The organism is Nostoc favosum CHAB5714, assembly GCF_020829495.1.
Taxonomy (GTDB): domain Bacteria; phylum Cyanobacteriota; class Cyanobacteriia; order Cyanobacteriales; family Nostocaceae; genus Nostoc; species Nostoc favosum.
In genome coordinates, this window is record NZ_JAIVFQ010000006.1 from 144207 (window position 1) to 156467 (window position 12261).

Consider the following 12261-nt stretch of genomic DNA (forward strand, 5'->3'; position numbering starts at 1 on the left):
AGTGTGCTTAATTTTGAGTAGCGACCTTTAAACTCCCGGATGACTTAACTACGTGGCGGGTGATGGCTGTGGCCACCGATGGAAATCTGCGTTTCGGGAATGGAGACGCGACGTTTATCACCACAAAGCCACTGCTAACTAATGCCATCTTGCCACAGTTTGCCCGTCCAGGCGATCGCATTATCGCCTACGCCGGCCACATCTTCCAATGGTTCAAGGTAAAGTTCTATTGCTTCTTGGATATTCTCTAATGCTTCTTCCACAGTTTCTCCTTCACTGATACAGCCAGGAAGTGAGGGAACATGGACGGTGTATCCGCCTTCGTCACTGGGTTCTAATACAACTTTAAATTTCATAACTTGACAATGAACCTACTTTTCTATTTTTAATGATTTATGGCGATGCCTGCGGCGGGCTGCGCCTACGCATTGTAATTAAAGTTCTAAGAATTGAAAGGGGCGATGCCTACGGCGGGCTACTCGGCGTCGCATTATCGCCTACGCCGGCCACCTGGAACCAGGAGTTTATAGTCTGCATTACTTAGTCCGTTCTGTCACTCCTGGTACATTTTCTTGGCCAGGTGCAGAAGTTCGCTTGCAATATGCACCAGAAGAATTTGGGCGTACTGCTGAGTCTACATTAATTTCGAGCAGCAGAACGTTTGATTGCGATCGCCTAATCAGGAAATCCACCCCAAGAAATTGCCCAAGAACTAAAAGATTTATTCATTAAAATAAATTTACGCCCATATTTAGAACGTCATGGGCTTAGTTTTGATGAAGAAAAGTTGAGGAATCTAATAGTAGATAAACAGGGTAGTTGAAAGACAGGCGATTTTATTTGACAACTACCCATTGCGTCACAGCCGCCATTCCTCGCCAGCCCAAAAATTTACCAATAGGTTCCGCCCGTTGAATGGCAATACGAGTTAAATCACCACCGACTCGTTCATGCCATTGAAATAAAGTTTGCTCACCCTCTACCGTCACCACATTTGCCACCAAACGCCCACCCGGCCGCAGTGCTTCCCAACAAACATCAAAAAGTCCCGTTGCTGTCACGCCACCACCAATAAAAATGGCATCTGGTGTAGGCAAGTCTTTCAGGGCATGAGGCGCTTTACCTTCAATGATTTGCAGATTTGGAGTACCGAGAGTAGCGGCATTATCGGCAATATATATTAGTCTAGAAGAATTTTGTTCGATCGCGATCGCTCGACACCGAGCATTACTCCGCATCCATTCAATAGAAATTGAGCCGCAACCCGCGCCAACATCCCACAACAATTCTCCCGGTGTGGGAGCCAAAGCTGCTAGGGTGATTGCCCTGACTTCACGCTTCGTTAACTGTCCATCGTGGTGGTAGGCGTTATCTGGTAATCCTGGTAATCTTGGTAAAGGGATAACGCCAGGATCAGCAATACAATAAACTGCGATCGCATTCAAAGCCGCAACTTCAGTTTCATTCCAGGATGCAGCCGTACCTTCCACAATTCTTTCATGAGCGCCGCCCATGCGCTCCAACACGGTAATTTTACTGCCACCATAGCCGCGATTTGTCAAAATTTCGGCAACAATGGCGGGTGTGTCCTTTCCTTCGCTCAAAATCAACAGCCGCGCTTTTGGATAAATATAAGACTGGAGTAGAGAGAATGGACGACCATTCAAACTCAAGGTTTCCACCTCAGTTAAAGACCATCCAACCCTGGCACAGGCGAGGCTGAAGGCTGAAGGTGCGGGGATAATCGTCATTTGGGAGACGGGAATTCGCCGCATCAAGGTGACACCAATGCCGTAACACATAGGATCGCCACTTGCAAGTACGCAGATTGACTCACCCCGACGCTGGATGATTTCCTCAACTGAGTCACTAATGGGGGATGTCCAGACTAGTTTCTCACGTTGGTCATCTGTAGGGAGCATTGCTAAATGGCGATCGCCTCCTACAATTACTTTAGCTTGAGTGATTAGGGAAAGAGCGATCGGGCTTAACCCCTGTAATCCATCTTCCCCAATGCCCACGATAGAAAGCCATTTCTGTGTCATGCTAATTCATGATTAATAATTACTACTTCATAATTAAGATTTGACGCTAATTCTAATTCTGAATTATTCCGTCAATTTTGGTAGTATAGAGTGCATAGTGCTGGATTGAGGATAACTGGATGAACTCACTCCCAGAAATCGAAGCTGCTATTATGCAATTGTCTGAAGATGAAATACGGGATCTATCGAACTGGCTCCAAGAATATCTCAATGATGCCTGGGACACGCAAATTGAAACAGATGCAAAATCTGGTCGATTAGATCAGTTAATCCAGCGTGCCAAATCAGATATTGATGCTAATCGTGTGAAACCGTTAGATGAAGTCCTTAACAACCCCTGATTTTTGGCGCTCATATTCTGCACTTTCATCTGAAATTAAAGAGCAAGCTAGAAAAGCATATCGCCTTTGGATTAATAATCAATTTCATCCGTCTTTGCATTTCAAAAAAGTAGGAAATGATTTGTGGTCAGTCAGAATTAGTGGTGGATATCGGGCACTAGCACTTAAGAACGGCGAGGATTATTACTGGATCTGGATTGGGTCAACCGAAGGTTTTAATTAAAGTTCCGTCCGACTTCAAAAGTTTAATAGATCCTTTATCGGTACCAAAAGCAATTATTTCTTGATGAGGATTGAAACTAACACTTGCTACCCCTTTGTACTCAGTCAGAGGATGAATTAGAGTACCATCAAGCTGGAAAATTTTAGCAATTAGTTGATTGGTACTAATGGCAATAGTTCTATTATCAGGGCTGAAACTGATACTATTTACCCAACCTTGATGTCCTGTGAGGTTAGCAATTAAAGTTCCATTTTGCTGCCATAGTTTCACAGTACCATCGTCACCGCCATTTTCTGTTTCTTGCACAATTAAACTGCATAACTTTTGAGTAAGAAATGGTTGTCCAGCAGTCCAATTTAACACATCTTGTAACACCGCTTCCGGCTGCTCTACCTTGTCGGCTAATCCCGGAATTAACGCATCTTTTGCTTCTGCAAAGCTAAACCCAGTTAATTCTATTGAACTACCAATATTAAACGGCGTGCGTTCTCTTTCTTGAATCAAATCTCCTGGTGTAGCTACCCCAAGCAAACAAAAAGTTAGACGCTCATATTTTGAAGATTCAGCGCGGAGATTATAACAAGCGCGAATTAAAGCAAAAAAATCATCTTTAAATTTACTTTTGATTAGGCTATCAATTTCATCAATAAAAATGATAATATTTGAGGAAAGTTTATTTAACAACAATGACTCTATAAGTAAGTTTAATTTCTGTACCTCTGTCCAAGAGTCATGCTGTAACCACCAGCTATTAAAGTCTACGTCATCTATTTCAAAACTAGATAATAACTGATTAGCAAATCCTTTGTACCATTTTTCTGGGCTGATATGACTACCAAGAATAGTTAAATCAATAGAAGCACATTTAATTCCTATCGCTTTTAGTTTTTTGATTGTTTGGACTCGCAAACTAGATTTACCCATTTGACGCGAGTTAAATACAAAACAATATTCTCCAGCTTTTAGCAGTTCAAAAATTTGTGCATCTGCCTTTCGGACTACATAAGTGCGATGATTAGCATTTAAACTACCACCGACTTTATAATAGTTATTAAATTCCATTTAACCTCCGCGCCCTTGGCGTCTTGGCGGTTCGTTTAGATTTAATTACAAGCGATAGCCAAAATATTCATGATACAATCTACAGCGTGACATCACAAAATTATTGCTATGAATGAATGTTAAGCACTGCCCACCCTACAAAAATTGCTGATTATCTTGGTAGATTTGCAAAATTGGGATGCTCCCTTGAATTCGGGCAGTCGTTTATTGAATTCGGGCAGTCGTTTATTGAATTCGGGCAGTCGTTTATTGAATTCGGGCAGTCGTTTATTGAATTCGGGCAGTCGTTTATTGAATTCGGGCAGTCGTTTATTGAATTCGGGCAGTCGTTTATTTGAATTCGGGCAACCCCCAAGAATTTATATAAAGCCATTAGACCTCTTGCAAAAGTCCCTAACACCCCACCCCCAACCCCTCCCCGCAAGCGGGGAGGGGAGCGTTTGCGTCAGCAAATGCGGGGTGGGGTTCTTTATTTTTGATTTATGCAAGAGGTCTATTCAATAGGTGCTCATGGGGAAACCCCCTTCTTTACGAGACGCTGCGCGAAGGCGCTAGCCTCTCCCTTTGGGAGAAGACCGCACTTGCTTGGCTATACAGACAAAACCCACGGAGGTGGGTTAGAAACCCTTGGTTTTATCGTGCTGACTTACTTAACACAGCCTAGTACCGCAAGGCGGAAGTCAAAAGTCAAAAGTCAAAAGTCAAAAAGCTTAGAAAGATCAATTTTGGCTAAATAAAACTCTGCGTACCCTCTGCGTTGACCTTTGCTACCTGAAGCGTTTCAAAATAAACCCTCAATATACTGAAATTTGGCGTTGCTGATTGAAGGTATGAAAAACTCACGCAGAGACGCAAAGAAAAATTTAGGCGTTGCTGATTAAGAGTATGATTTTATTCTCGCGCAAAGGCGAGCCAGTGCGTTGGGCGGCTCTACCGACTTGAAGCAACTGGCGTCGCAAAGACGCAAAGGCAAGAGTTTTAAACACCAATACGGTTCAGTTAGAGCTAAAAACCTGATTTTGCGTAGGTTGGGTTGAGGAACGAAACCCAACATTCTCTCGGCTTTGTTGGGTTTCGCAAAGCCTCAACCCAACCTACAATTATCCTTAACTGAACCGTATTGTTTTAAACACTAGATTTTGGAATTTCATACTTCAATTCAGCAACGCCGAAAAATTTATATTCCTATTCAGAAATGTCGTAATTTTATCTCAATACAAAAATGAACCAATTCAATTCGTTGATTATCGCAATATTAAGCACTTGCTTCCTACTACCTATCACCGACGCGGCGACATCCCAGCAAGTAGCTAATCAACCTACTTCTCTATTGGCAAGTACCTTATCCGCCGAAAAAATTCGTCAACTAGCTCAAGCTGTCACTATCAAAGTTTTAAGTAATCATAAAGGTGGAAGTGGAGTATTAATCAACAAACAAGGGACAACTTACACCGTCCTCACCAACGCTCATGTTATTAGCAATAAAGAAAGCCATAGAATTCAAACACCTGATGGGAAAATATATACAGCTACAGTCATTAGTCAAGGTGATTCTTTAAAAGGTAATGATTTAGCCGTCTTGCAGTTTCAATCTCAAGAAAACTATCAAATCGTCGCTTTAGCCATCACCTCAGAAGTATCAGAAAATCAATCAGTATTTACTGCTGGGTTTCCTGAAGATAGGATGCTAATGGCTATCAAACACGGGGTCTTTTTTATTCTTGGTATTTGTCAAATTATCAAGCAGCACTGGCAGATTATAATCAAGCGATTAAGCTTGAACCTGATGATGCTGATGGCTATAGATTACGGGATAATGTTTATTTTCAGTTAAAAGATTATCAAGCAGCATTAGCAGATTATAATCAAGCAATTAAGATTCAACCTGATAATGCCAACGCCTATTTAGTGCGGGGCAATGTTTATTCAAAGTTAAAAGATTATCAAGCAGCACTTGCAGATTATAATCAAGCAATTAAGATTCAACCTGATAATGCCAACGCCTACTTTTACCGGGGCGTTATCTACCAAAAGCAAGGAAGCGATCGCGCCGCATTAGCAGATTACAATCAGGCGATCGCTAAAGATGGAAAATTAGTAGCAGCTATTATCAACATTGGCTGCATCAAATACGAAAATGGAGATGTAGAAGGGGCGATTGGGCAATGGCAAAAAGCAGTTCAAATTAATGGTAGTGTAGCAGAACCACAAATGGCATTAGCTGTTGCTTTCTATGCCAAAGGTGAGCAACAAAAAGCTCTAAATATGGCACAAGCCGCCTTGCGTTTAGATAAAAGCTTTGCTGATGTCGAGGTTCTCAAAGAAAATCTTTGGGGGACGCGCTTGGTTGCAGAAGCACAAAAACTCTTTTCCCATCCTACTATCCAAGCATTGCGAACAAAGCAGTAGTTTGTGTTTCTAGCAGATTGATATTTTTTGACACAATTGAGGAAAAAAACCAAACAAATTAATAACAGTAATAGACATCTCCGGAAATCAATAAAAGACCCCTCTCCAAACCTCTCCCCGAAACGGAGAGAGGCTTTAAAGCCCCCCTTCCCTCACAGGGAAGGGGGGTAGGGGGATTAGGTCTGCGTATAATTAATTTTGTGGTATCTAAATCTTTTCTGGAGATGTCTAATATCATGTCCGCTTGATTACTTATTAAACCCGAAGAACCCCAAAGAGCCAAAGCTATGCTTTGTCTCCCCTCCCCGCTCTTCGGGAGGGGTTGGGGGTGGGGTGCAATGACTGTGGGAATCATAACTATTTATCCGGACATGATATAACAGGCAGTGGTTTAGCCTTTTTAACCCACACCAAATTCCGTGTATTGCCTTACCAAGGGTTCCTGAAATGCCAAAACAATATCTTCCTTTGGGACTCCTAACTTTACTAAATCATTAGCAATGCCAATCTCAGTTCCATCATATTGTATCCAAATCTTCCCATCTTTTATATCGAGATGCAAAACACAGCCATATTGCCGTCGTCGATTTTTCCAGCCTACGTATACTAATTGATAGTGATCGTGAATAGTATCAAAAATGACTTGTTTTTCTATTTCACTTTTTGACGAACCTCGATTAGCATAAGCTGTCAATAATTGTTGAATATAACCTCGATATTGCTCTAATTTTTCCATTCTACAATCACCTCATTCACTGGATCGTAAACGATTAACTTTAGTTGAGAGCGTTGAATCACAATTTGAATAAATTGCAATGCGAAAAAGCTGGTATAAGTTCCTAAAGGAACAGCCAAGTATAAAACTCGTTCTGGTTCTTGAATCTCTAGAGCAATTTTATAGTTGAAACATTGACCCAATGCTGTATGAAATTCATAAATATTTGATGCGCCAAGAAAACTCTTAATCTCAACTGCTATTTTATCTCCTGCTTTCTCAGCTACTAATATCCTCTCTGCACCCAAATCAATGTACATTTCAACTCCGCCGACTTCAATTTCTAGAGGATCATCTGTAATCACCCAACCTTCTTTCTCTAGCCCTTTTCTAACAGCATCATGAAAAATATCTCTTGCAGCCATTCAAATATAACTTTCTTAATTACGTGGACGTGCCAAGTGCAGTTTACCGCAGAGTATTACGAATTGGTATTGTCTTTAAATATAACACTGGTAAAGTCAATGCATGACCTCATCGATATTCTCGGTATTCCTGAACTCTGGATACTACTTCAGTCTATTAGCGAAGCTGATAGTGTTGAAAAAAACTTCACTCAAATAGTGTAATATCTAGCATTAGTGAATTTATTTTCAAATTCGGAGTTGGTTTGGGGAATCAGAATAAGATACTGATTAGTTCAAGATTTTATGTCTCACGCATTCGCCTTTAGGCGTTCTTGCAGGGTAGGCGCAAAGGCGCAAAGAAGAGATTTGAAGTATAGTTTACGCGGATTTGTGTTGTTAATATGGTTATTTCATTTATTAAGGATGGTTGGAAAATGAACAGGAAAGTTTTAACAACTGTGATTGGGGGAATTTTTGTTAGTAGTTTATTCAGTTGTCAACTAACTGCTAGTGCTAATAAGTATCAGATAAATGAGCAAAATTTGCTGGGTGAAAAGACTAAAGAAATAAAATCAGCAGTTAATATAGCAGACAGTTCTGAAGAACAAAAACGGATTCAGCTATATGAAAAAGCTAGTCAATCTGTAGTTGCGATCGCCACTGATTTTGGACATGGTAGTGGTTTTATTGTCAGTCCAGATGGTCTAGTTTTAACTAATGCTCACGTTGTCGAGGATAGGTCTAAAGCTGTTGCAGTAGTACTGGCTAATCGCACACAAGTCTTAGCTGATGTGGTTGGTTTTGCATCTGGGGGTTTAGATTTAGCCGCACTCAAGATTCGCAATCAAAAAAATCTGCCTTATCTGCGTTTAGCTACTCCTGGTTCAGCACGAGTAGGTCAATCTGTCTATGCTATTGGTACTCCCCTGAGTCTGGAATTGCAAAATACTTTGACCTATGGTATTATCAGTCGCATTGATACAAAATTGGCCTTAATCCAACATGATGCAGCAGTGAATCCCGGCAATTCTGGAGGCCCACTGCTCAACTCTAATGGGCAAGTAATTGGTGTCAATAGTGCCATTTTTAATGATACCGAAATTAAAAGATTTATTGGCATTAGTTTTGCAATCCCTACAGAATTAATTCAGCCTTTTTTAGTAGCTGTAGAACAAGGTAATGCTCAGTTAGCAAGTGGGCGTCAACAACCCAATAATAGTCAAGATACGGATTTACCGTTGAATGGTCAAGTTTTACAAGCGAGCTTGAAAAATGGCGATCGCACTTTACCAAATAATAGCTATTCTCACACTTATGTGTTTGAAGGTAAAGCAGGTCAACAGATAACTATTGAGATGGATAGTCAGCAAATAGACTCTCACTTATACTTACTGCTTCCTGCTAAAGAACGACTGATAGCACAGAATGACGACATTTCCCCAAAGGATTTTAATGCTCGATTGACTGTTACCTTACCAGAAAATGGTATCTACTATCTGTTGGCTAACACTTTTGAAGCAGGAGAATCTGGTAGTTACAGTTTACGCGCAGCGATATCTCAGCAGTAATTTAATGTAAGTTCGACGGGTATAAAGAACCCCTCTCCAAACCTCTCCCCGCAACGGGAAGAGGCTTTGAAACCTTGATTTTTTCGTTCAAAACTCGAAAGATTTCTGCCCCTCTCCGACACGGAGAGGGGTTGGGGAGAGGTTCATCGAACTCACGTTAATTTATTTTTAGTTGGTGAACTATTGGGTATAAATAAACATACTCATATCCCCGACTTATTTGATAAGTCGGGGATCTATTTGCTGAGTATTTTATGTTTAATTAGGTTGCTATACACCCCCTAAAATTTAAACTACTGCTGCTGTTGCTTTCATGGCAAAAATTTTCTCAATCACATCTTCTACTACCTTATCTGGCGTGGAAGCACCAGAAGTAATTCCCACAACAATTTCTCCATTTGGTAACCAGTTTTTTGTAGTTATTAACTGCCCATTTAATTGCCGATGTTCAATGGAATATCCTGATTTAATCCGTTCAACAGTATCAATATGATAAGAAGGAATTCCCCGCTCAAAAGCAATTTGTTGCAATTGAGTAGTATTCGAGGAATTAAACCCACCAATTACTACCATCAAATCTAAATTTTGTTCTACTAACTCCAACATTGCATCTTGGCGTTCTTGAGTGGCATCACAAATAGTATTGAAGCTTTGGAAATGCTGATTTAACTCGGTGGGGCCATACTTCTGTAACATAGTCCGCTCAAAAAGCTTGCCGATTTGCTCAGTTTCGCCTTTCAGCATAGTAGTTTGGTTGGCAATACCAACTCTTGCTAAATCTTGATCGGGGTCAAATCCTGCTGAACAAGCTTTAGCAAATTTTGTCAGAAATTCTTCACGGTTCCCACCATTGATAATATAGCTAGCAACATATTCTGCTTCTTGCAAATTCAACACAATTAAATACTTGCCAGCAAAAGAACTAGTAGCAACTGTTTCCTCGTGCTTATATTTACCGTGAATTATTGATGTATAATCGATTTTTTTGTGCTTTTCTACTGTATTCCAAACTTTAGATACCCAAGGACAAGTTGTATCAACAATTTTGCAACCTTTATCGTGAAGTATCTGCATTTCTTGAACGCTAGCCCCAAAAGCGGGTAATATCACTACATCACCAGTACCAACAACAGAAAAGTCTTTATTCTTTCCTTCAATGGGAATAAATTCTACTTCCATCTCCTGCATACGCTGATTGACAGAAGGGTTGTGGATAATCTCGTTAGTAATCCAGATTTGTTCTGTGGGGAAGTGCTGGCGGGTTTCGTAGGCCATGGCCACAGCGCGTTCTACACCCCAGCAAAAGCCAAAGGCTTGTGCTAGTCGGATTGTCACATCACCCCGTTGTAGAGTGTAATTGCGATCGCGAATTTCCTGAATCAAATTACTTTGATACTCAGATTGCAACTGGGTGGCAACTTCTGCTTGATGACCAAACCCTTTGCGATTGTAATTTTCGGAATGTTGCAGGCTGCGCTTAAAAGCTTTTGTATCCATTAGAGTTGTCTATTTAAACCACTATTTCTTATTTTCTCGCGCCCAGACGCGATTTATAAGAAAAATGCTGAAAACCCCTGAGAAAAAGCAACGCAGTTGCTTTTTCCGTACTTGAGACGCTTGGGTTGAAAGCTAGCTGCACTATGCAAGGGTGCCTTGATGTTAATATAGTTTCAACAGGTAGGGTAATCAACCTGTATAAAAACCCGATGTTGCCTAACGGCTCTACGCTGTACCTTCTCCCAATGGGAGACGCTAACGCGTTGGCGTAGCCTCTCGTAGAGAAGACAATTGAAAATATGGGGTTCTATTCCATAGTTCTAGCTCCTTTCCAGGAATAGGTAAAATTTTCATGGAGACTAGACGACCAGCCTTTTACATACATAAAACAAATTTTGGAGTCATCCAACTACGGTAGGGCATACCGAAAGTTAACGCTTGAGGAGAGAACCACAAGGAGGCTTAGATACCGCAAGGGGTCTAGGTTAAGTGGACTCGTTGAACCAAGAATTTCCGTGGCTTTAGCCCGGAGAGTGTCAAACAGAGTTGTATTCAAAGATATTACTTCTTTTTGTACTTTACCCTTTTTCCCTTGAAGGACGTTAACGCTGTGGTTTTAATTCGATCTCGCCATAAATCTGCAATGCAGAACGCCAAACTATATAGCCTTCAGGACTTAAGTGCAAGCCATCAGTAGTAAATTCGCGGCGGAGATTACCTTGTTTGTTGGTAAACAGGGGACATAAATCGAGATATTTGACACCTTTTTTGGCAGAAATACTTTGTAGTTGCTGATTTAACTCACGAATGCGATTATTGGCAATAGCCAGAAGTTTCTCTCGTCCTTTCCAGGTTGCTGACTCTGCGCCATGTGGCAAAATCGATTGGACAACAATTTGCGCTGTGGGATGCTTATTTCGTAGGTAATTGATAATTTGACGCTGATTATCTAAAATTACCCCATCGCTCATCCCCCGAATTAGGTCATTAATGCCAATCATCACAAAAATCACCTCTGGCTGGGTGCGGTCAAATATCTTCAATCTTTTCAAGAGACCATTGCTGGTTTCGCCAGAAATTCCTTGATTGAGCCAGTTTTTACCTTCGGGTAATAACTCAGGCGGAAACCACAAACTCAGAGAATCTCCCACCAAGATGCTTAAATGCGGAGGACGTTGGTCTGCGGCTACCTTGGCTTCTTGCGTGAGGATGTCTACCCACTGCTGGTAAGTGAGCTGGTGACGACGACCTAAATCAGGTGTAGCAATTTGGGGTGAGTTGTTCAGGCTGATTGGCTCTGGGGATGTTATTATCCCAAAAAAAGCGGACAATCTCTGCTGTTGCCAAATTAGCAGGATGACCGCCAACATTAGGATGCCGTTGGTTAACAGCGAGAAAAATGCCCAGATAGGAAAGGTTTTTGCAGATGTAGACACGACTAGCGAAATTTACCAATTATTTGAATCAAATTTTAACGCTAGCGATCGCAAATTACCCAATTTTAAACTGGGGAGTAGGGAATGGGGAGTGGGGAGTGGGGGAAGCAAGGAAAGCAAACAGAAAGTTCTTCCCTTCTAACTCCAAACTCCAAACTCCAAACTCCTAACTCCAAACTCCTAACTCCTAACTCAGCACTACTAAGTGGGACGATCGCCAAACTCGGAATTGTAACCTTCTTCACCGTGTTCGTTGATATCCAAACCTTGCAATTCAGCTTCCTCTTTGACTCGCAGCCCGACTGTAGCATCGATAATCTTGAGAATAATCCACGTACCAACACCTGCGATCGCATAAGCAATGGCAATTGCTGCTAGTTCAACTCCCAATTCACCAAAATTACCACGTAACACTCCGTCTTTACCTCCTCCGTTGACTTGAGTCGTGGCAAATACGGCCGTTAAATCATTTAATAAATTTTTAATAAGGTCGAACTCAGTGAAATTACGCTAACGCTTTTAACTAAACTGTTGTCATTAATTAAAGTAAGTTTGTTG

The 12261-nt window shown here is 41.2% G+C and carries 14 protein-coding genes and 2 pseudogenes; 8 read left to right on the plus strand and 8 right to left on the minus strand.

Annotated elements, in window-relative coordinates; genetic code table 11:
* Window positions 1-23: 23 nt before the first annotated feature.
* A pseudogene (locus LC586_RS42535) lies at window positions 24-188 on the plus strand (alpha-2-macroglobulin family protein); the annotation flags it as partial.
* Here LC586_RS42535 and LC586_RS07020 read toward each other — a convergent pair.
* On the minus strand, window positions 135-356 hold the full coding sequence (locus LC586_RS07020) for a type II toxin-antitoxin system HicB family antitoxin (RefSeq protein ID WP_229483871.1): 222 nt from the start codon (window positions 354-356) through the stop codon (window positions 135-137). The pseudogene LC586_RS42535 and the gene LC586_RS07020 sit on opposite strands and share 54 nt — an antisense overlap.
* Window positions 357-531: 175 nt before the next feature.
* Between LC586_RS07020 and LC586_RS41835 the strand changes: the two genes are divergently transcribed.
* A complete protein-coding gene (locus LC586_RS41835) occupies window positions 532-732 on the plus strand; it encodes a hypothetical protein (RefSeq protein WP_369010516.1) in 201 nt (66 codons plus the stop codon).
* 104 nt (window positions 733-836) lie between these two features.
* Here LC586_RS41835 and cbiE read toward each other — a convergent pair whose 3' ends face one another.
* A complete protein-coding gene (gene cbiE / locus LC586_RS07030; RefSeq protein WP_229483873.1) occupies window positions 837-2045 on the minus strand; it encodes a precorrin-6y C5,15-methyltransferase (decarboxylating) subunit CbiE in 1209 nt (402 codons plus the stop codon).
* A 119-nt stretch (window positions 2046-2164) separates the two neighbouring features.
* Here cbiE and LC586_RS07035 point away from each other — a divergent pair, with 119 nt between their 5' ends.
* Together LC586_RS07035 and LC586_RS07040 are read left to right on the plus strand one after the other, a co-directional pair.
* Window positions 2165-2386, plus strand: a complete 222-nt coding sequence (locus tag LC586_RS07035; protein ID WP_229483874.1) for a hypothetical protein — start codon at window positions 2165-2167, stop codon at window positions 2384-2386.
* Entirely contained in the window at window positions 2364-2609 is a 246-nt protein-coding gene (locus LC586_RS07040) for a ParE family toxin-like protein (RefSeq protein ID WP_229483875.1), read from the plus strand. The genes LC586_RS07035 and LC586_RS07040 overlap by 23 nt, the downstream gene beginning before the upstream one ends.
* Here LC586_RS07040 and LC586_RS07045 read toward each other — a convergent pair.
* Window positions 2589-3671: an AAA-like domain-containing protein gene (locus LC586_RS07045; protein ID WP_229483876.1), complete on the minus strand. Its 1083-nt coding sequence runs from the start codon at window positions 3669-3671 to the stop codon at window positions 2589-2591. The genes LC586_RS07040 and LC586_RS07045 overlap by 21 nt on opposite strands.
* Before the next feature lie 116 nt (window positions 3672-3787).
* On the opposite strand from LC586_RS07045, the gene LC586_RS07050 reads away from it, so the two are divergent.
* The 3 genes from LC586_RS07050 to LC586_RS07060 all read left to right on the plus strand — a co-directional run bounded on the left by LC586_RS07050 (window position 3788) and on the right by LC586_RS07060 (window position 6080).
* Window positions 3788-4009 (plus strand): hypothetical protein, encoded by a 222-nt coding sequence (locus LC586_RS07050; RefSeq protein ID WP_229483877.1) that lies wholly within the window; start codon window positions 3788-3790, stop codon window positions 4007-4009.
* An 884-nt stretch (window positions 4010-4893) separates the two neighbouring features.
* Window positions 4894-5505, plus strand: a complete 612-nt coding sequence (locus tag LC586_RS07055; protein WP_229483878.1) for a S1 family peptidase — start codon at window positions 4894-4896, stop codon at window positions 5503-5505.
* Window positions 5400-6080, plus strand: a complete 681-nt coding sequence (locus LC586_RS07060) for a tetratricopeptide repeat protein (protein ID WP_229483879.1) — start codon at window positions 5400-5402, stop codon at window positions 6078-6080. Before LC586_RS07055 ends, LC586_RS07060 begins: the two co-directional genes overlap by 106 nt.
* Before the next feature lie 400 nt (window positions 6081-6480).
* Here LC586_RS07060 and LC586_RS07065 read toward each other — a convergent pair whose 3' ends face one another.
* Window positions 6481-6816, minus strand: coding sequence for a XisI protein (locus LC586_RS07065; protein WP_229483880.1), 336 nt, complete (start codon window positions 6814-6816; stop codon window positions 6481-6483).
* On the minus strand, window positions 6804-7220 hold the full coding sequence (locus tag LC586_RS07070) for a XisH family protein (RefSeq protein WP_229483881.1): 417 nt from the start codon (window positions 7218-7220) through the stop codon (window positions 6804-6806). Before LC586_RS07070 ends, LC586_RS07065 begins: the two co-directional genes overlap by 13 nt.
* Window positions 7221-7636: 416 nt before the next feature.
* Here LC586_RS07070 and LC586_RS07075 point away from each other — a divergent pair, with 416 nt between their 5' ends.
* Window positions 7637-8770, plus strand: a complete 1134-nt coding sequence (locus tag LC586_RS07075) for a trypsin-like peptidase domain-containing protein (RefSeq protein ID WP_229483882.1) — start codon at window positions 7637-7639, stop codon at window positions 8768-8770.
* A 288-nt stretch (window positions 8771-9058) separates the two neighbouring features.
* On the opposite strand, the gene LC586_RS07080 is transcribed toward LC586_RS07075, so the two are convergent.
* The 3 genes and pseudogenes from LC586_RS07080 to LC586_RS07090 all read right to left on the minus strand — a co-directional run.
* Entirely contained in the window at window positions 9059-10267 is a 1209-nt protein-coding gene (locus LC586_RS07080) for a 4-hydroxy-3-methylbut-2-enyl diphosphate reductase (RefSeq protein WP_229483883.1), read from the minus strand.
* 602 nt (window positions 10268-10869) lie between these two features.
* Entirely contained in the window at window positions 10870-11703 is an 834-nt protein-coding gene (locus LC586_RS07085) for an SGNH/GDSL hydrolase family protein (protein ID WP_229483884.1), read from the minus strand.
* A 201-nt stretch (window positions 11704-11904) separates the two neighbouring features.
* Window positions 11905-12168 (minus strand): annotated as a pseudogene (locus LC586_RS07090) (ammonium transporter); the annotation flags it as partial.
* Between the last annotated feature and the right edge of the window lie 93 nt (window positions 12169-12261).